At 34.6% G+C, this 25,207-nt stretch carries 18 protein-coding genes; 15 read left to right on the forward strand and 3 right to left on the reverse strand.

Annotation, left to right across the window (positions count from 1 at the left end; all coding sequences use genetic code 11):
- The first annotated feature begins 565 nt into the window (after positions 1–565).
- The 4 genes from J0M08_06825 to J0M08_06840 all read left to right on the forward strand — a co-directional run bounded on the left by J0M08_06825 (position 566) and on the right by J0M08_06840 (position 3,544).
- Complete coding sequence (locus J0M08_06825) at positions 566–1,012, forward strand: JAB domain-containing protein (GenBank protein ID MBN8702759.1); 447 nt, start codon at positions 566–568, stop codon at positions 1,010–1,012.
- 8 nt (positions 1,013–1,020) lie between these two features.
- On the forward strand, positions 1,021–1,224 hold the full coding sequence (locus J0M08_06830) for a hypothetical protein (protein ID MBN8702760.1): 204 nt from the start codon (positions 1,021–1,023) through the stop codon (positions 1,222–1,224).
- A gap of 82 nt (positions 1,225–1,306) precedes the next feature.
- A complete protein-coding gene (locus J0M08_06835) occupies positions 1,307–2,230 on the forward strand; it encodes a DUF1738 domain-containing protein (protein MBN8702761.1) in 924 nt (307 codons plus the stop codon).
- A gap of 249 nt (positions 2,231–2,479) precedes the next feature.
- Positions 2,480–3,544 carry a replication initiation protein gene (locus tag J0M08_06840; protein ID MBN8702762.1) on the forward strand — a complete coding sequence of 355 codons (1,065 nt, stop codon included), beginning with the start codon at positions 2,480–2,482 and terminating at the stop codon, positions 3,542–3,544.
- A 1,560-nt stretch (positions 3,545–5,104) separates the two neighbouring features.
- On the opposite strand, the gene J0M08_06845 is transcribed toward J0M08_06840, so the two are convergent.
- A complete protein-coding gene (locus J0M08_06845; protein MBN8702763.1) occupies positions 5,105–5,509 on the reverse strand; it encodes a hypothetical protein in 405 nt (134 codons plus the stop codon).
- An 11-nt stretch (positions 5,510–5,520) separates the two neighbouring features.
- On the reverse strand, positions 5,521–6,204 hold the full coding sequence (locus J0M08_06850) for a ParA family protein (protein ID MBN8702764.1): 684 nt from the start codon (positions 6,202–6,204) through the stop codon (positions 5,521–5,523).
- Between the two features lie 863 nt (positions 6,205–7,067).
- On the opposite strand from J0M08_06850, the gene J0M08_06855 reads away from it, so the two are divergent.
- From J0M08_06855 to J0M08_06865, 3 genes are read left to right on the forward strand one after another with little or no spacing between them, the layout of a single operon-like run.
- Positions 7,068–7,517, forward strand: a complete 450-nt coding sequence (locus J0M08_06855) for a hypothetical protein (protein ID MBN8702765.1) — start codon at positions 7,068–7,070, stop codon at positions 7,515–7,517.
- Entirely contained in the window at positions 7,501–8,553 is a 1,053-nt protein-coding gene (locus J0M08_06860) for a hypothetical protein (protein MBN8702766.1), read from the forward strand. Before J0M08_06855 ends, J0M08_06860 begins: the two co-directional genes overlap by 17 nt.
- Positions 8,550–10,589, forward strand: coding sequence for a type IV secretory system conjugative DNA transfer family protein (locus tag J0M08_06865; protein MBN8702767.1), 2,040 nt, complete (start codon positions 8,550–8,552; stop codon positions 10,587–10,589). The genes J0M08_06860 and J0M08_06865 overlap by 4 nt, the downstream gene beginning before the upstream one ends.
- 131 nt (positions 10,590–10,720) lie before the next feature.
- On the opposite strand, the gene J0M08_06870 is transcribed toward J0M08_06865, so the two are convergent.
- The gene (locus J0M08_06870; protein ID MBN8702768.1) at positions 10,721–12,124 is read right to left on the reverse strand and encodes a hypothetical protein; all 1,404 of its coding nucleotides are present in this window, start codon (positions 12,122–12,124) and stop codon (positions 10,721–10,723) included.
- A 144-nt stretch (positions 12,125–12,268) separates the two neighbouring features.
- On the opposite strand from J0M08_06870, the gene J0M08_06875 reads away from it, so the two are divergent.
- The 8 genes from J0M08_06875 (at position 12,269) to J0M08_06910 (ending at position 25,171) form a co-directional block, all read left to right on the forward strand.
- A complete protein-coding gene (locus J0M08_06875; protein MBN8702769.1) occupies positions 12,269–13,606 on the forward strand; it encodes a lytic transglycosylase domain-containing protein in 1,338 nt (445 codons plus the stop codon).
- Between the two features lie 112 nt (positions 13,607–13,718).
- Positions 13,719–16,127, forward strand: coding sequence for a DEAD/DEAH box helicase family protein (locus tag J0M08_06880; GenBank protein ID MBN8702770.1), 2,409 nt, complete (start codon positions 13,719–13,721; stop codon positions 16,125–16,127).
- A gap of 1 nt (position 16,128) precedes the next feature.
- The gene (locus J0M08_06885) at positions 16,129–17,064 is read left to right on the forward strand and encodes a DUF4268 domain-containing protein (protein MBN8702771.1); all 936 of its coding nucleotides are present in this window, start codon (positions 16,129–16,131) and stop codon (positions 17,062–17,064) included.
- Between the two features lie 2 nt (positions 17,065–17,066).
- Positions 17,067–18,506: an N-6 DNA methylase gene (locus J0M08_06890; protein ID MBN8702772.1), complete on the forward strand. Its 1,440-nt coding sequence runs from the start codon at positions 17,067–17,069 to the stop codon at positions 18,504–18,506.
- Entirely contained in the window at positions 18,499–20,037 is a 1,539-nt protein-coding gene (locus tag J0M08_06895) for a restriction endonuclease subunit S (GenBank protein ID MBN8702773.1), read from the forward strand. Before J0M08_06890 ends, J0M08_06895 begins: the two co-directional genes overlap by 8 nt.
- Positions 20,038–20,040: 3 nt before the next feature.
- Positions 20,041–21,318 carry a RelA/SpoT domain-containing protein gene (locus J0M08_06900; protein MBN8702774.1) on the forward strand — a complete coding sequence of 426 codons (1,278 nt, stop codon included), beginning with the start codon at positions 20,041–20,043 and terminating at the stop codon, positions 21,316–21,318.
- 298 nt (positions 21,319–21,616) lie between these two features.
- Positions 21,617–23,980 carry a hypothetical protein gene (locus J0M08_06905; GenBank protein MBN8702775.1) on the forward strand — a complete coding sequence of 788 codons (2,364 nt, stop codon included), beginning with the start codon at positions 21,617–21,619 and terminating at the stop codon, positions 23,978–23,980.
- Positions 23,981–24,070: 90 nt separating this feature from the next.
- On the forward strand, positions 24,071–25,171 hold the full coding sequence (locus J0M08_06910; protein ID MBN8702776.1) for a hypothetical protein: 1,101 nt from the start codon (positions 24,071–24,073) through the stop codon (positions 25,169–25,171).
- The last annotated feature ends 36 nt before the right edge of the window (positions 25,172–25,207 follow it).

Raw genomic sequence — 25,207 nt, forward strand, 5'->3', positions numbered from 1 at the left:
TCTTTGCCATTTATAAATAGAGATTAGTTGACTTTGGATTCTCTTCCCCACCGCTTCAATTGGTGCAATACGTTGTAAAAGTACAATTTTCAACACATTGCAAATTTGTTATTTAATGGCAAGACCTACTCTATTGAGTAGTACTTGCTCCCCTACCCTTTTATAAATTCTAAGAGTTCATTGTTCATTAAAAATGGAAAGTGGTTTGTTTTAAAGCCTACGACTTGGCGATGGGAAAGAAAGTAAAGGGTGCTAAGAATTGTTAGTTAAAAGCCTTGTAAATACTTGCGTTCAGAGGTTTTGCGCTGTATATTTGTATAGTTAATTAATTATAAATTTATCCGTAAGCGGAGCCAGCTTAGAGAAAAAAACGGGCGAATAAAATGAATACAAATTGCATTACCTCTATCGGGGAAAATTACTCACGTGCAGAATTAGCCAACTTTTCAACTAAAAAATTATCTAGCTTTCTAGGAATCAGTTTTGATTTTGTCCAAAAAATGGGCTTGACAAAAGAAAATTTAATCGAGTTGATTTTATCTACTAACCTTTAAAATCTAACTCTATGTTTTCAAACATCGCAGAAATTCAAGTTTCCTATAAGTCCCAAACCAACACACAAGACCGTATAAAGATTACAACAAGCAAAGGCGCTTTTGAGGTGTTGAAGCAAATTTCAGACCCCGACACTTTAGAACTACGAGAGTATTTTTATGTGCTTTGCCTTAATCGTGCAAATCAAGTAATGGGTTTTTATAACCTAGGAATTGGAAGCGTGGCGGGGTGTGTGGTTGATATTAAACACCTTATCGCTGTTGCTATTAAAACTAATTCTTCCAGTATTATCATTGGGCACAACCACCCAAGCGGAAACCTGACCCCAAGCAAAGCGGACGAACGAATCACACAGCAAATTAAAGAAGCTGCACGCCTTTTTGATATAGCACTACACGACCACGTAATTTTTACAAATGAAAATTATTTTTCCTTCGCTGATGAAGGAAGGATTTAAAAAAATCTATGAGCAAGAAAAGTAAGTATGTGATAGTGTCCCCCGATGGGTTCACTATCCACCCAACAGAAACCTATAACAACCCCAAACAAGCTAAAGCAGCTTTTAACAAATGGCAAGCGCAATATGAAAAACAAGGCTATTATAGCTCAAATTTTGGTCGAATCAACTTAAAAGACCTTGCAGATTATTGCCAATTAAAAGAGGTATAAAAACAATCAAATAAAGTAAATCAATCAATATTAATTAATCTAAACCCCTGCGGAGCCAGCAGATAAAAAACGGGCGCACAAAATGAAAACAACAATTTATCAATCCATTACCGAAAGAATTATTTCTTTTTTAACCCAAGAGAATTTGGACTTCAAAAAACCTTGGATGAATTCCGAAGAAGTACCCTATAACCCCGTTACAAGAAATTTTTACAGCGGTTTAAATATGCTCATGTTGTCCCTAGAATACGAGCAACGACATTATAAAGTCAACAACTGGTTAACCTTCAAACAAATCAACGCACAAAATGCCACCCTTAAAAAAGGAGCAAAAGGGTGCGACATCTTTTTTACTTCCTTCTTGTATGTTCATAAGGAAACAAAAAATAAAATCCAAGAAGCCGCTTATAAGGTACTAACCGAAAACGAACAGAAAAACTACTTCAAAGAAAGTTTTTTAAAACGCTATTTTGTTTTTAATGTGTGCGACTGCGAAGGCTTACAAGAATCTTTTTTACTTCCCAAAAAATGCACCTTTACACCATTTGAAGTGGGACAGTTTGTAAAATTGTTTACCAATTTGCACCCCGATTTAAAAATTATTTTTCAAGACCAAGACCGAGCTTATTTTAATCCTACTCTTGACCTTATTAAACTACCTGAAACGTATCAATTTGAAAAAGAACTTAGTTTTTATCCTGTGTTTTTCCATGAGTTAGCGCATTGGACAGGACACTCTAGCCGATTGAATAGAACACAAATAAATGATAAAAAGAGCGCTCAATATGCTTTTGAGGAACTTATCGCAGAACTAAGTGCCGTTTTTTCTTGCGCTAGAATGGGTATAAATGTACCCCTTGAAAATTCAGCGGCTTATATTAAAACATGGCTAACAGCATTAAAAGAGGATAACCAATTTATTTTTAAAGCGTATCGAAAAGCAACACAGGCAACGAATTTTATTTTTACATCTCAAAAAACTAAAGTGCCTGCGCACGCTGACTAGCATGGCGAACCCTTGTTTTCTTTTTCGGTGAAACGAAAGAAAACAAGGGTTTTTCTATTTTAAAAAATTTCAAAAAGCCCCATTGGGCTGCCAGGGACTTTTTGAAACCAAGCGGATATTAAATTTTAAAAGTTGATAAATACCTGATTGACTGTTTTATTTTACGAGGATATTGCCCGAAACTTTAGTAAATTTGGGCGATAGATTCAGGTAGGATTACCAAGGTGTTGATACAATTTTTTATTCACGATGGAAGAAAATAAAAAAGGCAGCTCGAAAAAGAAAAAAACGGAAATTATGATTCCCGATGTCACGAGCATGACCAATATCAAGCAACCTAATCGTATTACCAACGCAAAGTATGATTATACGATTATGCAACAACGCTGTTTCCTTACCATTATCAAGGCTTTGCAAGATACCATCAACCAAGTGGTAAAAGATAGAACAAAGTCCATTCAGCAGTTGCAACTATTTCAAACTCCTAACTCGCACATAGAATTTAAAGTTGATTTTAAAGACATAGCCAAAAAACATTCTCAATATAAAGAGGTGTGGGAAGCCGTAATGAAGCTCTCTACCTCTCCTTTTACCTTTGAAGGGATTGACCCTATTACCGGGGTAGAAGCGATTCGCGTTGGGGGATTATTCGAAGCCTACCTTCCACTTGACCAAAAGAAAAAGCATTATTTTTCTATTCGTATATCCAAGGATGTGGCAGCGCGCATGGTTATGGTGCAGCAAGGATACACGAATTTCCTATATGAAATCGCTTACAATGCCAAAAACAAATACACAGCACGCATCTATCAATTAATTTCTCGTTGGAAAGATAAAGGAGGGGCGATTATTGAATATGCGCAGCTTCGTGAAATGTTACTCATGGGCGATAAATACAGCGAGTTTAAAGAGTTTAAACGAAATGTCCTTGATGTGGCACATAAAGAACTTTACCAAAAAAGTGATTGCTGGTTTGAAGTAGCAGGGTTTGAAAGAACGGAAGGAAAAGTTAGCCATGTGAAGTTTAAAATCATTACCGTTGGTCAAATCAAATTCATGGAAACCAAGGCTGAGAGTATTAAAGGGCTTTTAAAGTTGCACTTTGGTTTTAAGCAAGAACACATGTTAAAAGTTCAACCGCTTCTTGACAATGTAGTGAACCTTGGCGCCATCCAAATTAAACTACTTGATTTGATGGATGTAATTAGGATTAAAGCGCAGAACGGCAATCCAATTAATAATGTACCTAGCTATGTCCTTACCTCTCTCCTAACCCAGTTTAAATTCGAAATTCAGAGGGGGTTGCATGATTGATGTAAGAATCTCTACACCTACCCTATTTGTGCGTAAGAATCTCTACACCTCTACTGTAAGAATCTCTACACCCCTATGTAAGAATTTCTACACTTTAATGTAGGTTTCTCTACACCTAAATTCCTTGAATGGGTTGTTGTGATTAGGGTATAGGTCACCTACAATTATCAATATAGATTACAATTTATTCAATTGTAAAAGTATTTAGAATAAATGTGAAACGCGAAAATACTGGTTTTCAAAGGGACCTGAAAATGTGGCAGTTGCAAGGGAAGAAAAAAATTGAAAAAAATCAAAATCAATTTAAAGATGATTTTTGGCGCGAAATGTAAGAATCTCTACACCTTTGTGTTTAACTAGTTGATTATTAAATATTTGTCTTTTAGTCCAAATCTTCCACATGTAAGAATCTTTACACCTTTGCCTTTTTAGTCCCCATTACTTCCTAATGTGAGCTTTAGGATTAGTAGCCAGATGCAACCGAACATTGCTAACCAAATTAGCTATTCTAACCGAATGTCCAATAATGTAGGTTTTTCTACACCTTTTATCGTAATTTATTGAATAATAGACGAATACTGTAATTTTTCCGTTTGAGGAATGTCCTTTTTTCTACACCTTTTAACCTTCCTCCCATTAAAACCTTACTTTTACTAGCTTAAATCGTACTCGAATTAATGTAAGAATTTCTACACCTTTTAGTATAATGTGTTGATAATTAATAATATATGGCTTTTCATGTTGTAATCAAATGTATTAATTTCTACACCTTTGAACCTAGCCACAGGGCTTTTCAAAAGGTCCTGCTTTCAAAGTAGCCTATACATGTATGTTTTTCTACACCTTTGGCTCGAATCTCTTATTTGACAGGTATTTCAACAGAAATGGTTTTCAGGTCGAACCGGAGGGAATGTACTTTTTTCTACACCTTTGGGATTTCTTGGAATGTAAGAATCTCTACACCTTTACTTATATATATTTGTTATACAGACTATTACAATCATAAGCTCCGTTGTATTTTTAATTTTTTCCACAACTAAGCTCCTCTATAAGTCGAATGTTGCTTTTACTAGATGTAAGAATTTCTACACCTTTGTTCTGAAACAACCATTAATAGGCTGTTCCGAAGGTTTTAAAATTGAACTTGGCACCGGAGAATTGTACTTTTTTCTACACCTTTCAAGGAATTATAGGTAGCTTTGCGGCACTCAAGAATTTGCATTTTAATTTTGTGGTTCAATGAAGAAGAATAAAGTTTTACCAAAGTTCCTGTTATCTGAGTTTCTTGGAAAGACCGTGATAATACACACGCAGTACCCGAAAATGATTTGTGAAGTGAATTTTACCAAACACGACAATTCCTTACCTAGCGTTATCGAAATTTGGGAAACTGAGAATTCCTTATCTACCGAGAAGCAAGAAAAGCTTCTCAGTAGAATGCGAGAATGGTATTTGTTTTCTAAAAGCAGTACTTAACAAAAAAGGTTAAATGTAATTTTACAATATTACATTTTTACAATTTTACAAAAATGTAATTTTACAATTTTGTAAATTCTTATTCTAATCTACAAACTTTTCCTTTTTCAATAATTCATATAAAGCCAAACTTCCAAGGTCGCGCATAGAGGTGTTTTTCAACGTAGATAAAATTTTCAGCTTAGTTAAAAGCTCATTGTATACGGGAAGTGTTCCAGTTTCGCCTGTTCCAATAAATTTTTCAGGGATTAGTTCCTTTGCAATGGCTTGATACCTGTTTCTGCCCCTTTCCTCTCCATTTGGAATTGGCTTCTTGGCGGATGCCTTCTTTTTTTCTTTCTGAACCAAGGTGTCGATTCTTTTTTCAATATCTACCTTGAAGTGGTCATCATCAGGATTGCCCTTTCTTACTTCCACTTCCTTTTCTATCTTATCAGAAATTTTATCGAAATTATCGTTGAATAAGAATTTTGATTTTTTTGTGCTCATATGATTTGCTTTTAGTTTAGTTTTTCTAAGATTTCATCAAATACTTTTCTAAGTGCTAATTCTTCATTTCCCCAGTTTTTCTTTTTAAAGATATCCACCGAGTATTCATTCATCATGTCTTTGTATTTTTCGTAACGAAGTACTGGTACTTCTAGGTGTGGAATCTTTGAAGCCCCAATATACTCAAGGAGTTCACGGGTTCTTACTTTCTTCGGTTCAGCTTGGTTAACTAAACAGTAGTAGTGAAAGTCTTCCTTCTCTGATTTTTTCAGTTGTTGGATTTCCTTAATCTTTTCAATGGTTTCGCGAGAGGACACAAAATCTAACTGAGATGGTTGGATAGGAATAAAAACTACATCACAAGCTAGTAAACCAGATCTTACACCTTTCATATCTAATGTTCCCGGCATATCAATTAGAATGATATCGTATTTCCCATGATGCTTACGTAAGGTATCTCGTATTTCCCCTATAGGCGAATAGACAAGGTCATACGGAGGTTTTAATTTTGGGTCTTCATTACTCATTCGAATGTCTTCGAGTATTTTCATTAAGGAACGCTGTGGGTCACTGTCCACTACCAACACTTTTTTGCCAACTTCTTTTGCGCTTAAGGCAATGCCCATTAAGTGGGTTAAGGTTGTTTTTCCACTTCCCCCCTTTTGGGTGTAGAAGCTTATAATTTTTGTTTCCATAGTGTCAATTGTAAAAATGTAATATTGTAAATATGTAAACTTGTAATAATGTAAAATTACAAAATTGTAAATTTGTAATATTATAATTACAAAAATATGTAAAAATGTAATATTGTAATTATGTAATAATGTAAACTTATAAACTTGTAATTGTGTAAAACTGTAACATTACAATTATGTAAATATGTAAGAATGTAATGTTGTAATATTATAAAAATGTAAAGATGTAATATTGTAATATTGTAAAATTACAATATTGTATAAATACAGTTACCCTTCCTTTCTATTTGGAGTGAACTTTTCATATGGTAGTATATTCTGCCGTTTTTTCGGATTTACTTAGTGCTGATTTTATTCTTTATCACCTTTATTAAGTAAACCCTTTCTTCGAGGCCCCAATAATGGGTGGGTTGCCGCAAAATATAAAATTGTAAAATTACAAAAATGTAATATTGTAAAATTACAAATTTACAAAGAACAGCTATACTACTAGTGCTTTGGAGTCTGTCTCAGGTTCATTCTATTGTTCTTGCACCCGAAAGATATTGTGCATTTTTTGAGGCAATTTGAATTCCCAACTAATTGGCTTTAGAATAGGAGAAGAAGTAAACCGAATAAGTTTTTCTTTCCCATCGCTATCGGGTAGGAGCCTGTATAACCATCGGGTGAAATGCAAAGATATGTCGTTCAGGAGAAGGAAGAATGTAATAATATAAATGTGTGTGTAAGGTATTAGCAAGAAGAAAGCACTAATCCGGTGTATTTGAGCTATATATAAAATAGCAAAGCTATTTTGTGAGTTAATGTATTGTAAATGAGAATTAAAAACGTATATTTAGGCAAATATTAGCACATTTACAGTAATGGAGAAAGCAGTATTAAAAGAGGATAAGATTTCCGTCTCAGGGCACGTTAAGAAGCTCTTTAAAAGCTATTGTAAGGAACAAGGAGTGGGAATGAAAGAAGGCTTGGACGAGATTCTATTTTTCATCATACGGAACAAAATATCATTAAAAACGTTGGATGATTTGCTTGATAAAAATTTGACTAAGGAGGTGTTTCGGTACCATAATTATACGGCTGGTTTTTTAAAGGAATTTGAAAAGCGACAGTTGGAGGTCATGGGAAAAATTGTGGGGTTGGTTAGAGAGAATGGAAGTGGTTCATCGGAAGTTTCGGAGGTTTACATGAAAGAAATTTTAGTTAATACCCAATTTTTGATGAATCAAAGTCCGAATCAAAAATTAGCCGAACGGATGATTCACCGAAATGACGAAGCCTTAAAAAAGTTAGCCAATGATAACCAAGATTGATAATCCTGAAAAAGCAGAGAGTAAAGATTATACAAATAGGGGAGGGGTTGAACGTTTGCAGAACTATTTAGTAGGTAACGAGGAGAAGATTGATAAGGATGATTTGTACTTCGATTTTGACCGAGTGAACATTTCCTCTTCGGAAGCAATCGCTCGAATAAACGAAAATCGAAAAGGGTGTAAACAAGAAGACCACAAATTTTTCTCCATTTCAGTAAATCCATCAAATGAGGAATTGGAGTTTATTGGAAACGATAAAGAGAAGTTTCGAGAGTTTGTTCGCCATACCATGGTTAACTATTCCCTATCCTTTAAAAACGATAAGGTGCAAAAGGAAGATTTAGTGTGGGTGGGAATTATTCACGAGAAAAGATTTTATAGTGAAAAGGAGGTTGGTGTTTATACCTCCAAGAATGGAACACCTCCAAGTTTTAAAGTGGGCGACCCAAAACCAGGAAATACGATGCATGCGCATATTATTGTTTCCTCCCGAGATAAATTGATGAAGAAAAATATTCATGCACTTACTGCTAGAAATAATATAAGTAGGCAATTTGAATTAAAGGAATTCCAGCGAAAGAACCAGCAATCTTTTCAATACATATTTAATTATCGTTCCAATGTGGACATGTACCACGAGACTCAGAAGAGGATTGTAGATAAGCAGTTTATTCAATTAGAAAAGATGGGATTTACTTCAGGCACACTTCGTGAATTAAAACAGGTAGGAGAGGAGATGAAATTTAATAAAACCTTTTCTTATAATATGAATTCATTTATCAGGGACAGCTCCAATAATTTTCCCATTAAGGATATCCCTGAATATATTCGTAAAGGAAGTAAGAGTTATCGAAGTGAACATCCCGAGGTATTTCAAGACGGGAATTTTCAGAAGTTGGAAGAAAAGCCGACTTTTGCCAACAGCGAATTCGAAAAACTTTTAGATACCATTGAAAGCGCGAGTGTGGAAATTGGACAAGGAAAACAAGAGAGGGAGGAAAGAAGGAGAAAGAAAAGACGAAAATTTGGACTATGACAAAACCTAATACAATGCAAATGAAGGACACCTTGTTGTTGGTGTTGGTCTTTGCACTTCTTGCCGTTGGAATAGATTATTTGGGACTGATTGGAGTAGGAGGGGCGGCAACGAAACGATTTTCCTTTCAGTTGGGAGAAATTGTAAAGGCACTTTATTTCTTGCTTTTCATTGTCATTTCATTTTATAATTCCAAACAAGTTTTTGCTAAAACCTCTAGGAGAGTTCAGTTTAGTAGTGCCGTAAAGATTAGCTTGTACCTCATTTCATTTTTTAGCATTGCCATTCTATTATTTATTTCCAACCTTTCCACTACAATTATTTACTACTTATATCCAACTTTGTTTTTTGTAGCGAATGCCTGCCTGCTTATTCTAATACTTCACTATCGCAGTTCGGCACCTATTCAAACAGAAGCAACCTCGTTGACACTTGAAAGTAAAGCAAGTGAAAAGGATTTAGCCCTGGTGCTAGAAGGTCATGGTGGATACGTAAATATCCCCAACCCATTTAGGTCGGTGCTTGTTATAGGAGGTGCAGGAGCGGGGAAAAGTGCTTCTGTTGCTGAGCCAATTATTTATAAGGCTATTGAGAAGAAGTATGCCGGCTTCGTGTATGACTTTAAATTTCCAACGTTAGCCAATTGTGTATATAGTAGTTTTCTTTATCATAAACGAAATGAAATAAAATTTTTCCCTATTTCATTTACAGAACTTTCAAAGTCGCATAGGTTTAATCCATTAGACCCAAGATTTTTGGAATCACAAACTCATGTGGAAGAATATGCTTGGGCATTGTATTCAAATTTAGATAGAGAGGCAATTAAAAAAGGAGGATTCTTTCCGGAGAGTGCAGCAGGATTATTGAAAGCAGTGATATGGTTTATGAAGAGAAATTTTCCAGACTATTGCACGCTACCTCATGTGATAAATATTTTATTGAATGCAGAAACATCTGTACTTGTAAAGATGATAAGTTCAGATGTAGAAACGAAGGGCATGATGAAGAGTGTTAAGGAAGCTTCTGAAAAAAACGCCTACGACCAATTGGCTGGGGTTATTGGAAGTCTTACCATGCAATTACAAAAAATTAACACCCCTGAAATTAATTGGGTACTAACAGGAAATGATTTTACGATTGACCTCAATAATATAACGAATCCGAAGTTTGTAGTTTTGGGAAGCGACCCTTCTGTGCGAAACGCACTTTCTCCTATAATAGCATTTATTGGTTCTGTATTTTTAAAAGTAATGAACCAGCAAGGCAAGCATCAGAGCATCGCGTTGATTGATGAAGGTCCAACTATTTACATTCCGAATTTAGATGAAGTTCCTGCTACTGCCCGAAGTAATAAATTAGCAGTGGTTTACATGGCACAAGATTTTTCTCAAATGGATGCGATGTATGGTAAGGATAAGCGCAATGCATTGGTATCGAATTTGGCAACCCAGTTTTTTGGGAATGTTTCAGGACTAGAAACAGCGAAGTATGTAAGTGAATTGGTAGGAAGAGAATATCGATATGTGGAAAGTGTAAATCTAGGAGAGAGCACCAACGATTCAGGATCTAGTCAAAACCAAGGTAAGAGTTACAGCGAGCAACACAGGGAAATATTAAAACCACAGGATATGTTTTCTTTGGAGCAGGGAGTGTTTGTTGGTAAGGTGGTGGAAAGTGAAAAGAGTTGGTTTAAGGGAAAACTAAAACGCGTTCAGGATTTTAATTCTAGTTTTTCATTGAGTGAAATCCCTGAATTTGTAAGTGACTTTAAGATTTCGGAAGAAAAGATAAATGAGTTTAATCAGCAAGTTGCTTCTCTAGAAAGCTCACCTGTTCCTTTGGTGGGACAGTCTTTTGAGATAGAGGAGGTGCAGCAACTTTTTAAAAGCGGAGGCATTTCAATAGATGTGTATAAGGAACGATTGCTTGGAATTTTAATTAAACAAGAACAGCGAAATATTAGAGCAACTATTTTGGAGGAAAATTTCATGAAGGTTCAAAAGGAAGTTGAATCAATTTTAATTCTGTTTAAGTAGTGGTTTCGGGCTTTAGTTTGGAGGGCTTTTGAAACTCAAAACTGTCGGCCATCAGCAAAGTTTATTAATTACTAAAATCTTTTTAATTGTACTGCCTGCGCACTAACGCAAAGCCCTGTTAGTAATTGTTTTTAATTCTTTACACCAATTACTTTATTTATTTCGCCCAAATAATCTTTTGCCTTCTCAGTTAGTAGTTCAAACTTTGTATTTCCTTTCGCCTGCTTTATGAATAGTTCGAACTTTTCATATGCAGGAATTGGTTGATTTAATTTTTTATAAATAAGTGCTCCAATAATGAAATTGGATTGAATGTGAAGCGGATCTTCTTTTATGCAAGTCGTATTGTAACTGATTACTTGGTTAATTGTATCAATTTCATTTGGAAAAACATTTTTTATAATATCTTCTAAAGATTTTAGCGCTTCGCTAAAACGAGAAAGTCTAATCAACAAATAAAATTCACTATATCTCCAAGTCCCCTCATTTTGAGGCGCGATTTTTTCCGCTTTTCTGATAAATTCAAGCGCGAGTTCTGCATCATTTCTAATTTTAATTTGATTTATAGCCTCTGTCAAGTATTTATCGTATTCATTGGGAAATAAAGCAAGATATCTAATACGATACGCAACAGATTCTTCAATTTGTGAATTAAAGTATAAGAACCTAGAATAAATAAAATATGCAGCAGATTTTAATCTCTTTACATTTTCTAAGTATTCTTTTAATTCGGTCTTTTTTCCTAAATGTAACTCCAGTCCTTCCCAGATTTTAATACCTTGTAAATAATTATTATCAACAAATGTTGCCAATCCGAGCATGTATGAAGCGGTAAAGAATATTTGTTCAGCGTTAGCCTTAAAGCCAGTTAGTTCTTCCTTTTCTAAAAATGTAATCTCTCTGTTCCACAATTTTTGGAATTCATCATGTATTGATTTCCCACTTTGCTGGTCTGTTGGCCTGTGCAATATCATCGCTTCAAGGCTCAAGCAAAAAGTACTATTATCCGGATTTCTTTTGATGAGGTCTCCATAAATAATAAACTTGGCCTTTAGTCTTTTGGTTAGTTTATTGAATTTTAGAACATCAACGGAGTTTTGAAGATTAGCTCTTAAAGATTGTGAGTAAAGATTAATTCTATTTTGAAGAACCCTTGATTGATGGTTATGGAGGACTGTTACATCGTAGTTTGTGTCCAAGCCCAATGCAATTATCTGCTTTTTGATTTGGTTTGCGAAGTCAGTTGTAATTCTAGTCTTCTGTTTTGCGTTTTCTGTAACAATAGCTATGATAATATGTTCTCGGCTATTTTTATTTCTTGGAAAAACAGATCTGTCGTAATACCAATAAGCTACAATTATAGAAGAGACTATTAAAAACACAAGGAAATGAACTATTGAATTTGTCGTGTAGCCATTAACAAAGGGAATTACAACTTTCATTAAAAGAAGCCCGGCAGAAACTAATAAAAATACTAATGTCTCAATTCTATGAAACGAAAATTCTTTCTCTGATAGCCATTCTTTTACTTTCATATTCTGTCTCTTATGATCCTTTAAAATGGTTGCTAACTATATTATTCAACCAATTAACAAGATTTCTCCTGATTTTATATTCAAATATATTATTTTCGAATAGAATCTAATCTTTTAGATTAGTTAATTAATACCACTAGATAAATGAAACGGCTTGTCCTTTGTATTATACTTCTTTCCCCATTGCTTTATTTTGCCCAAGAGGATAGGGTATTGGAGGTATTGGATAGTTTGAGTTCTGTTTATTATTATTCAAAGTTGGAATATGAGGGAGGGGAGTTTAAGGGTAAAATTCTTAAATCCACGGAAGCAGAATTAAAAGAACGTTTTGGGGAGTTATCCAAAAATTCTCCTTTCCCTTTTGAGTACAATTCAATTGTAAACAAATACGTTTCCAATTACCTCAATGGTTACAAGAACGTTTCCATAATACTTTCCAATTCAAATTATTACTTTCCAAAGTTCGAGGAATATTTATTAAAATATCAAATTCCATTAGAACTCAAATACCTATCAGTTATTGAATCAGCTTTGAATCCAACTGCTAAGAGTTATTGTGGTGCAGCAGGACTATGGCAATTTATGCCTCAAACAGGTAAAGCGTATAATCTTAAAATCAACTCCTATATTGATGAAAGGTATAGTGTTGATTTAGCAACAGCTGCTGCATGTAGATATTTGAAAGATTTGTATTCTATTTATGGGGATTGGGCATTGGCTATTGCAGGATATAATTGTGGAGCAGGAAATGTAAACAAGGCTATAAAGAGGGCAGGAGGGAAGCGGTCTTTCTTTGAGATAATGCAATACCTTCCGAAAGAAACGCAAGGTTATGTGCCGGCATTTATGGCTGCAAGCTATGTTATGTCTTTTCACAAAGAGCATCAAATTCCAATATTGAAAACGAAGCTTGCACCAAAGGACTTTGAGATTGTGGAAGTAACTAAAAAGACATCCATTGAATTATTAGCAAAGGAGAAGAGAGTAGGAGTGAAGGAATTAAAATATTATAATCCATCTTTTTATATTGGAATTGTACCCGGCAATAATGACAAGGTATTTGTTCCCGTTTTTAATTCAGTTTCAACTTCAAATTCTCAAACTGTTGCCAATACTAAAAACCCAAAGAGTGAGAAAGAAAAAGTTGAAACCCAAAAGAGTGTTTTTGGAACAACCCGTGGCACAAGCCAAAATGTAAATGCATCAAAAAACAGTTTGCCTCAAAAGGAGGAAAGCGATGTAATAATCTGCGAGGTTATAAACGATTTTGATTATAAGGTAGGTGAAGAAATCAAGGTTAGAAGTTTAAGTTCCATTTCTTCTTCTATACCTAGGAATTCTGTTTTAATTGGCAAGGTCGTTTTAAAGGACGGTCACCAAAAATTTAATTTTCAGAAGGTTTTGAACACCCAAGAAAGTATCAACTATTTTACCGATTTTGCACCTAAGATTTTTGAGGGGGAAACGGTCTATTTGAAATAATAAATGAATGAGGGGAGAGTCTGTTAGCTTCGCAAAACCAGAAGAGCCAATTTTTAGCCAACGCACAGACAATAATTCGTATTTTGCTTAACTATATTTTGACGATTTATAAATGGACAAAAAGAGTTTATCAGAAAGAGATATTTGCACAAAATTTATTACACCTGCGGTGGAAAAATCCGGTTGGAACAAACTGACGCAACTATTAGAGGAGGTTTCGTTCACGGATGGAAAAATATATGTAAGAGCTAAATTGACTGCAAGAGGAAATCAAAAACGGGCGGACTACATTTTGTATTATAAGCCTAACATTCCAATTGCAATTATTGAAGCCAAAGACAACAAACATTCAATAAGAGCTGGAATTCAACAAGCCTTGGACTATGCTCAAATCTTAGACATACCTTGTGTTTTTAGTAGTAACGGCGACGGCTTTTTATTTCACGACCGAACAGCCACAGATGGAAATATTGAAACGGAAATTGGTATTGACAACTTTCCTACTCCCGAAGAGCTTTGGGAGAAATACAAAAAATACAAAGGGATCACTACTCCAGCGGCTGAAAAGATTGCTTCTCAGGACTATTATTTTGACGGTACAAACCGCAAGCCGAGATACTACCAGCAGATTGCAGTAAACAGAACAGTTGAAGCGATTGCCAATGGACAGAACCGAATTATTTTGGTAATGGCAACAGGTACGGGAAAAACCTATACTGCATTTCAAATCATTCACAGACTTTGGAAGAGTGGAGCAAAAAAACGAATTCTTTTCTTAGCTGACCGAAACGCTTTGATTGACCAAACACGCAGAGGAGACTTTAAGCACTTTAAAGATAAAATGACGGTGGTAAAACACCGACAAATTGATAAAAGCTATGAAATTTATTTGGCTTTGTATCAAGGTTTGTCAGGTTTAGATGAAGATGCAAATGTCTACAAGCAGTTTTCGCCTGATTTCTTTGACCTTATTGTAATTGACGAGTGCCACAGAGGAAGTGCTAAAGAAGATAGCAGTTGGAGAGAAATTCTATGCTATTTCAAAAATGCTACGCATATTGGTTTAACTGCCACTCCAAAAGAAACAAAGGAAACAAGCAACACCGAATATTTTGGCGACCCAGTATATACATATTCATTGAAACAAGGAATTGACGATGGTTTCCTTGCTCCTTATCGTGTAGTAAGAATTGGATTAAATGTGGATGCCGAAGGTTGGCGACCAGACCAAGGTAAAACCGACAAAGACGGAAATGAAGTGGAAGATCGTGTTTATAATCGAAAGGACTTTGACCGCAGTTTAGTAATTGAAGAACGAACTGAATTAGTTGCAAAAAAACTCACTGAATTTTTAAAGGGTTACGACCGCTTTGCAAAAACAATCGTGTTTTGTGTAGACATTGACCACGCAGAACGAATGAGAACAGCATTAGCCAAACAAAATGCTGATTTAGTTGCCGAGAATTACAAATACGTAATGCAAATAACTGGCGACAATGACGAAGGCAAAAGAGAATTAGACAACTTCATTAATCCCGAAGAAAAATATCCTGTAATTGCAACCACTTCTGAATTGATGACCACTGGCGTTGATGCACAAACTTGTAAAGTAATTGTGTTGGATGCCAACATTAATTCCATGACTAAGTTCAAACAAATTATTGGTAGAGGAACCCGTATCAATGAAGAATACGGAAAACTATATTTCACCATTCTTGATTTTAGAAACGCAACAGATTTGTTTGCCGACAAAGATTTTGATGGAGACCCAATTCGTGTAAAACCTGTTTCGCAAGACGAAGATTTATCATTGGTTGTAGTTGAAGAAGAAGAAAACAAGTTTACGGTATTAGATGAAGCCACAGGAGAAGAAATTGTATTTGAAAAAGCTAAAATTCGTTATCCCGAAGGTTCTTCCTTAAATGGTAACTGGGTAGAAAGAAACCCCGAAGCCAAAAGAGAAAAAATTTATGTAAACGGTGTTGATGTTACTGTTTTGGTGAGCCGTGAAATGTATTTTGACCAACATGGAAAACCAATCACCACCAGTTTGAAAGACCATACTAAAGAAATCATCAAAGAAAATTTTGCTTCGCTTGATGACTTTCTAAATAAGTGGAACACCACCGACCGCAAAGAAGCGATCATTGCAGAACTGCAAGGGCAAGGAGTAATGGTGGAAGCATTATACGATGCCGTAAACAAAGAAGTGGATTTGTTTGATTTGATTTGTCACGTTGCATTTGACCAGCCACCATTAACACGTAAAGAAAGAGCCAACAACGTAAAAAAGCGAAACTACTTTACAAAATATGGCGAACAAGCCAAGAAAGTATTGGAAGCATTGTTAGACAAATATGCAGACGAGGGAATTACTAACATTGAAAGCATTGAAGTTTTGAGAGTAAATCCATTTGATGAATTTGGATCACCCCTTGAAATCATCAACGAGTTTGGAAGCAAAGAAAAGTATTTGCAAGCGGTAAGGGAATTAGAAATTGAATTATATAAAGTAGCATAGTATGTCATTAGGAGAATTAAAAAAGCTTGATTTGAGAAAACAATGGCCACATGAAGCATTAGACTTCACTAAATGGTTAGCGAAAGAAGAAAATATTCAAATATTGGCAGACGAGCTAGAAATCTCTGTCGAGGAAATTAAGGTTGAAGAAGCCACCGGTCGATACAATGCAGATATTGTTGCTAAGGAGGCGAATACTGGCCGAGTTATAATAATTGAGAATCAGTTAGAGACAACCGACCATAAGCATTTGGGTCAAATATTAACCTATGCGTCAGCTCACGACGCCAGTATCATCGTATGGGTGGTTAAAGACTATACAGAGGAGCATAAGCAAGCTATTGATTGGTTTAATCGTAACATGCCAGAAACGATTAGTTTTTTCCTGGCTCAACTTGAACTTTGGCAGATTAATGATTCCTTGCCAGCGCCAAAATTCAATATTATTTCTGAACCAAATAATTGGGCAAAAACTATAAAACAAGCAGGCCGCATTGAGAAAGGTTCTCCTTCAGAATTGAAATTATTACAACAAAGATTTTGGAGTGAGTTTAAAGAATTTGTTAATAAAGAAAAACCACAAACTATTTTAAATCTAGGCAGGACACCGAGGCCACAACACTGGTTTGATATAAGCATTGGCTCATCAAAAGTAAATTTATCTCTTACATTTAACTCTAAGCAGGAACAAGTTGGATGTGAATTATATATTAGGAAAGATGCAAATCTTTATGAAAGACTCAAAGCTCAAAAAGAGATAATTGAGGCTGAGATAGGATACTCTTTGGATTGGATGGATTTACCTGAGTCTGCCGCATTTAGAGTTACATTATCAAAAAAGGGCGATCCTACTAATGAGGACAAATGGCCAGAATATCACAGTTGGCTAAAACTAACAGCAGAGAAATTTCAAAAGGCATTTAAAGGAAAGGTATAATTATGAGCAACATAGGAGGCATAATAAAAAGTATTCAAAACATAATGTGGCAGGACACAGGCTTGAATGGCGATGCACAACGCATCGAACAATTGGGCTGGATGCTTTTTTTGAAAATATTTTCGGATAAAGACAAAGAACTAGAGTTACTAGATGATAAGTATAAATCTCCTATTCCAGACAAATTTCACTGGGTAAAAGAAAAAGGCAATTGGGCAGGTGACGATGAAGGAATGACTGGCGATGAATTGTTGGAGTTTGTGGACAGACAATTATTTCCTGCACTTCGTAATTTAGATTTAAGTACAGGTAATCAACGTGCCGTTATTGTTCGTGAAGTATTTGAGGGTAACAACAATTATATGAAAAGCGGTATCAACATTCGCAAGGTGTTGAACAAGCTCAACGAAATTGATTTTAATATTGCCAAAGACCGCCACGCTTTTGGCGAATTGTACGAAACCATTTTAAAAGAATTACAGAGTGCAGGCAAAAGCGGCGAGTTTTATACACCAAGAGCCATTACACAATTCATTACTGAAACAATCAATCCGCAATTGGGCGAAAAAGTGCTTGACCCTGCTTGCGGAACTGGTGGTTACTTGACTTGTGCTATTGAGCATTTGAAGAAACAAGCCAAGAATGTAAAAGACAGAAAAAGCATTGAACAAAACATTGCAGGTTGGGAATACAAACCTTTGCCCTATTTGTTAGCTACCACCAATTTGATTTTGCACGATATTGAAATACCAAACATCAAATTTGGTGATGCTCTAGACCAACCGTTGAGCAACTACACCGAAAAGCACAGAGTAAATGTAATATTGGCAAATCCGCCCTTTGGTGGCATTGTAGCCAACAACAACGAAAACAATTTCCCACAAACCTACCGCACTAAAGAAAGTGCTGACTTGTTTTTAATTTTAATGATTCATTTGTTAAAACAAGGCGGACGAGCAGGAATTGTTTTACCTGATGGCAGTTTAACAGGTGATCACGCAAAGCAACGGATTCGCCAAAAACTATTGGAAGATTGCAACCTGCACACCATTATTCGGTTGCCAAATTCAGTTTTTCAGCCTTATGCAACGGTGGCAACTAACTTATTATTTTTTGAAAAGGGCAAACCAACCAAAGACATTTGGTATTATGAGCATCGTATGCCTGAAGGTTATAAGGCTTACAACAAAACACGACCAATTAAAGTTGAAGAGTTTGAGCCCATTAAAAAATGGTGGAACAAAAGAAAAGAAAGTGATATTGCTTGGAAAGTAAACATCAAAACCATTATAGAACGTGGTTATGATTTGGATATAAAGAACCCAACTAAACAACAAGAAGAAATTACACATTCTTCAAATGAACTTATTTCAATGCTTACTTCTTCAATGAACAAATCGAATGAGTTATTAAACAAAATAAAGGCAGATATTAATGGCTGATTTAACTTCATTACATAGAAATAAGCCTAAAAGAGATTTCTCAATTCAAGCTTGCGCTGATTGTATAAATAAGATTGCATTGCAATTCCCCAGTGAATTTACAAAGGGCTTTTTTACTGACTATTTTGATATTGCTGGTGGAACACAACCGCCAAAGTCAACTTTCATTAATGAACCAAGGGAGGGTTATGTAAAATTTCTTCAAATTAGAGATTTCTCTTCTGATTCTACACCTACGTATATACCTATTTCAAAGAATAATAAGTTATGTAACGAGGACGATTTGCTATTGGGCAGATATGGTGCATCAGTTGGGAAAATACTTTCAGGTAAATCTGGAGCATATAATGTTGCCTGTGCTAAAATTATTTTTCTCGAGAAAGAAAAAATAAATAAAGACTTTCTTTTCTACTGGCTTCATTCATCTTATTTCCAAAACTTTTTAACTTCTATTTCTAGAAGTGCTCAAGGCGGGTTTAACAAAAATGATTTGAGTAGAATAAAGACACATTTTCCTTCTTTTGCCGTTCAAAGAAAGTTAACTTCTATACTTAAATCAATTGATACGGCTTTATTAAATGGCGATAAAATTGAGTTCAATAAGAAAGGAAAAAACAATATTGAAATATCTTTTATTGAATTAGTCGAAAAGTTTTTATCTTTTATAAATGAAGGAGAAGAACTCTCTTCCGAACTCACCCACCAACTCACTTTAGTAAAAAAACTTCGTCAGCAATTATTGCAAGATGCCGTACAAGGCAAGTTGGTTGAGCAAAATAAAAAAGATGAACCAGCAAGCGAATTGCTCAAAAGGATAAAAGCCGAAAAAGTAAAACTGATTACTGAAAAGAAACTCAAAAAGGAAAAAGAACTACCACCTATCAAACCCGAAGAAATTCCTTTTGAAATTCCTGAGAATTGGATTTGGTGTAGGTTGGGTGAGATACTTTCTTTTGGACCATCTAATGGATATTCGCCAAAGGAGAGTAAGAAAGGAACTGGAATTAAATGTTTAACGCTTACTGCAACGACTTCAGGAGTTTTCAGAGAGCAGTTTTATAAACTTGTAGATGAGCAAATTCCTAAAGATTCATATTTATGGTTAGAAACAGGGGACATTTTAATTCAGAGAGGTAATTCAATTGACTATGTTGGTATTGCAGCATTGTACGAAGGGATACCCAATAGTTTTATCTATCCGGATTTGATGATAAAGATTCGTCTGTCGAAAATGATTGATACAAAGTTTATTCATCAAGTTTTAGTTTCACCATTTAATAGAAAATATTTTTCCAACAATGCTTTTGGTGCTCAAAAAAGTATGCCTAAAATCAATCAAGTAGTAATCTTAAATACTTTAATTCCTATCCCCCCCCTTTCAGAACAAACTCGCATCGTTCAGAAATTAGATGAATTAATGCAGTACTGTAATGAATTGCAAGAAAGCATCAAACAAAGTGAATCACAAAATGAAAAATTATTGCAACAGGTTTTGAGAGAGGCCTTGAGGAAAAAACCAGTTGAAGCATAAATCATGGAAGAATTAAACTCAAATACTTCTAAGAGCCAAATTCGTAAACTAGGTAAAACTTTGCGCGAAGAATCAAAGACCCAAAACATTTCTGCAGAATCACTTTTGAAGCTTCAAGAATTTAGGGTATCATATAAAAGTTCCTTATCTACTATTTTTAATATTCTTGCAGAGGAAAGTAGAAAAATAAGAAAGTCAAGAGTTGTTACTTATAGAGTGAAGCGTATTGAGTCTGTTATATCCAAACTTAATCGATTTCCTAATATGCATTTAGCCGAAATGATTGACGTTGCGGGCTGCAGATGTATTGTCGATTCTAATCAAGATATATATAACATTAAGGAAGCGCTTGAAAAAAGACTTGATGTTTTTGATGTAAAGGATTACATCAAAAAGAAACCACTTGATGATGATGGTTACTCTGCACTTCATTTGTATGTAAGGTTTAAAGAAGAAATGAATAAACCAATAGAAATTCAAATTAGAACAAGGGATCAACACAATTGGGCTACTTTCGTAGAGATTATTGATGTTATTTATAATACAAAAATAAAGGAAGGCCAAAAAAATCCCGAGCTACAGCAATTTTGTTTTTTACTTTCCACATTAGACAGATTGAATTTTAGCGATTCTGTTGAATTATTAAGTATTGAAAAAAAATACAATGTCTATTCAAAGCTAAGTGAAGTGTTTAATCAAAATTATATTTTAACAAGAAAGAAATGGTTATCTATTGAAAATAAAAAGGATCATAAATTTTTTATCATTGAGGTAGATCAAGAAAAGAGAACTCACATAGAATCTTTTTCAAATTTCGAAATAGCTGAACAACAATATTTAAAGAAATTCAATAACGACAAAACCAATATTGTTTTAACGCATTTGGAAGCCCCATCTTATAAGCAGTTAAGTATTGCCTACTCAAACTACATCTTAAGTATGCATAAGTTCCAGGAGGATATTTGTTCGATAGCAAAAACTGTTATTACGGAATATTTAAATCAAAAGGATAAAATAAAAGCCAAGGAAATTCAAGATCTTTACTTATCCTATGCAAATCAAGAAGCGGAAAGTTTTAAGGAAGAAATTAATGAATTAACCTCTGAAATTCCCAACAATGATCCTAACAATAAAAAAGTAGAAGAGTGGCTTAGTGACATGAGTGATAGAATGGTAAAGAGAAGTGCGATCCTCTTGGATGGAAAAATTAAAATTGGTTGGGAAGATTTATTTTTGATGTCTATTAAACAATTTCTTAAAGGAATATTTAAAAAGTATTAATGGAAAAGGTCTAGGGAGGATATAACTCTGCATGTCATTTAACATAATTAATATTATTGGCTAAATGGCTGATTTTTAATTAATTGAAAATATTGTAAAATTACAATATTGTAATATTATAAAATTGTAAAATTACATTTTTGTAATTCATCCTCTTTTTTGAAAATCAGTTTTGTCGTCATTTTTCCTACATTTAAATACTTAATTCCGATGTTCGTAGAAAAAAAATCAAAAAAAATAACCATGAATTGATAATTTATTAACAAACTTTTGTTAGTTTGCGCACTTCAAAAATGCAATGAGAAAAAAGTCCCCCCAAATTAATTCCTCTTTTCTGGTGATTTTTGTCCTATTTATTGGGGTTTACTATCCTGTACCTTTTTCAGCACAAACTAGAAGCACCGACTCTATTTCTGCTATACCAATGCTTGCATCAAGAGATAGTTTGTTCGATAAAAAGAACATTAATATCCCTTTAAGGCCTAGAATTGATAGAAAAAAAAGCATTTATCAAAGAAATGAGGCAACCAAACGAGCACAGAGTTTTTTCAAGAAGAGAGATGTTAGTAGAAGAAATCTTCTGCAGCATTCAGGCGGCTCAATTTCTCTTGGCTATGAATATGGCTGGCTACCCTATGCCATGAATTCGAAAATACCGGTTGGAAATTACAAAGCAGAGGGAGATATTTCTTTTAGTGCATTTAATATGCCACTCAAACTTAATTTCTTTTATTCAGATGTTCGATACAATACAGGACTCAATAATAATTTTCGCATAAGCTATGACATTAATGCCTATAAAGAGGAGCAAATAAAAAAGATTAGCCAAGAATTGGTTGGTTACAAGAACGAAGTAAGCAACATGCAAGAGCAAGAACAAGTTCTTAAGCAAAAATTATTTTCTATGCAAAGCCAAAAAGTAAAGTTGGATTTAGAAAAGAATATCCCTAAGGTTGATAAACCAACTTATAATAAACCGTCATTAAACACTCCCGGCTTAACTGGGATAAATGCTCCCCAAACACCCGCGTTAAACCAAACCCCTTCTATACCATTTACAGATTCACTTAAAATAGATTCTTTGGACATAAAATCAGTTTCTATAGATTCCTCGAGGATAGCTTCTAAAGGGAAATTCACATATGATACTGTTACCACAAAAATCAATGAGTATCAAGCGCAATTAAACAAAGTGCAATCTTCCCTAGCAGAAAAGAGGGAAACAATTAACAAGTTACAGGAGTTAGCGAAGAATCCACTTGCCAATAATCCGTTTGCATCCAAAAAGGAGAATTTTTTGTCCGGTATAAAAAAATTAGAAATTGGATTATGTTATCCCACTTACTCTACTTTCTTAGTTAATAATTTACCGGTAAAGGGAGTAAATGTTCAGCACGAACGCAATAATTGGTTTACGGCATTTACATGTGGAACTACCGTTAGTAACCTATTGTTTTCAGCAGCCCCTGTGCAAAATATTTTGCAAAACACAAAAAATTTATATAACACTTTTGACTTTACCAATTTGCAAGACGGAAGAAAAATTGCTGCCGTGAAAACCGGTTGGGGTAAGAAAGAAAATACACATGTTCATTTTGGTTTCTTATATGGAACGGGACTTACGAGTTATATTCGAAACCCCGAGAATAATACTATTCCTCCTTATGGAACGGAACGAAATACGGTGGTTGAGTTAGACATCAAATATGAGTTTTCAAAGAATCATTCCATTGATGTGATATATGGTAAATCGACTTTACAAGATATTTCCTTGGGTAAAGTTGATGCAAATGCAACCATTCAAAGGCTGACAGAAAATAATCATTCAAATGCAGCACTTATCCGTTACAATGGATTTTTAGTAAAGAGTAAAACAAGACTTACCTATTCAACGAGATATATTGAACCTTTTTTTAGAAGCTTCGGAATAGCTTATATGCGTTCAGATAATTTAAGACACGAGGCAAGGGTGGAACAACAAATAAATTCAAAACTGAAATATACAGGAACCCTGCGTTATGACACAGACAATCTCTTAAACCTGTATCAGTATAAAACCAGAATGTATACCTGGGGAAATAGTGTTCAGTGGAAAGTAAATAGAAGACTCAATATACGATTAATCTACAATCCTGTGTGGCAACATATTGATACTGGAGTTGATTATTGGAAAAACAAAAATGGCATCTCAAATGTGGTAGTAAGTTATGTTCCGAAGACTGAAAACGCCTCAGTGCAATTGACTGCCATGTATGGCTATTATCGAATTCTCTCCGATTCTTTTACTGTGAATTTTCAAAATATAACCGTTACAGAACAAACACAATTGAACAATGGAGTTCGAGTTGGTTTTACATCCACATGGTATAAAAATAGTCAGGTAGACAGCATTTTCAATAACACCCTGATAAATGTATTGGAAGGGGGCTATCAATTTAAGAAAGGAACCGTTGTTTCTATTGCTGCAAAAGGAGCTTTATATGACATGAAGCAATTTCAAACAGGATTTTCTGCAAAAGCAAACTTTGGATTAATACGAAATTTTGCAATGGAGCTACAAGCCGAAAAGATTGTAACCGGTGAATACTATAATTTATTTAATCAACAACAGAGTAACAACTTCCCATTTTATTTTATGGGCAGACTTATATTTCAATGGTAATGAATTATAGAGAGCCAAAAACAAACCCCTGAAAAATGGGATGGACTTAGGCAAAAAATGTGAAACAATAGAAAATTAATAGAACTAAATATGAAAAAAATTCTTTGTACTCTTACAACTGCATTCTTAGTGGCTTCTCTGGTAAGTGCACAAGTATCTGTTATAAATAGTCCATTCCAAACATTCAATGTTACTCCTAATTCGCTAATACAAGCAAGCATAATGAATGCTTCGGGGGAGCAGCAAATTGTTTTGGAATCTAAGTTGATTAATGTTGCCAATGAAGTTGTACTAAGTGCTCGATCAATTCCATTTGCCATTCACAACGGGGTAAATACTTCTGCGAATTCATCTAGACAAATTGAGAGGGTTGAATACGGGAATAGTTCTCAGGCTAGCTATATTAAAACATCCCACCTGCTTCCTAGTGGTAGATTTAAATTGTGTATTGTTGTAATATCTGCTACAACCTCTGAGGTTATAGATGATTTTTGTGATGAGATTGAATCTGACCTTAGTCAATTTTTGTTTTTAGTAAGCCCATTTGATAAAGATACTATTGCTACAACCCAACCATTGTTAGCATGGACTCATAGCGAACCCTTCAATGTTTTATCACAAGGAGAATCATACCGAATGATTTTAGTTGAACTAAAGAATGACCAAACTGCGGAAGAAGGGATTGTTACAAACCCTACTTATTTTTTAAAAAATAATTTATTGAGTCATCAAGTTGTATATCCAATTGATGCAAATAAACTAGAAGCAGATAAGCGATATGGTTGGCAGGTGCAAAAAATAGCAAATGATATTGTAATTAATAAGTCCGAAGCATGGGAATTTACCTTGGCATCCAAGAACAAAAAATTTACACCTAAATATGCAACCCTAAATAAAAAACTCAGTAGCGGTTTTTATACTGCATATGACAATAAAGTGTATTTCCGATTTGTAGAAAACTACTCATCAAATATTGCAAAGGCGATTATTTATGATGAAAAGAGAGCGGTAATAAGACCTAAGTTAAAGAGCGAGGCGACATCAAGTCAACCTATAGCTATTAAAAACAATGGAACTAATTTATTTGAAATTGATTTAAACTCATTGAATATTCAGAGTGGTTTCCACACTCTGGAAATAAAGAATGAAAAAGGAGAATTGTTTTTGCTTAAGTTTTTAGTTCAAGAGTAAAGCTCCTGAACAAGAAATCTTGACCCCGCAATATAT

The sequence above is a fragment of the Bacteroidota bacterium genome (assembly GCA_017303975.1).
GTDB lineage: Bacteria > Bacteroidota > Bacteroidia > JAFLBG01 > JAFLBG01 > JAFLBG01.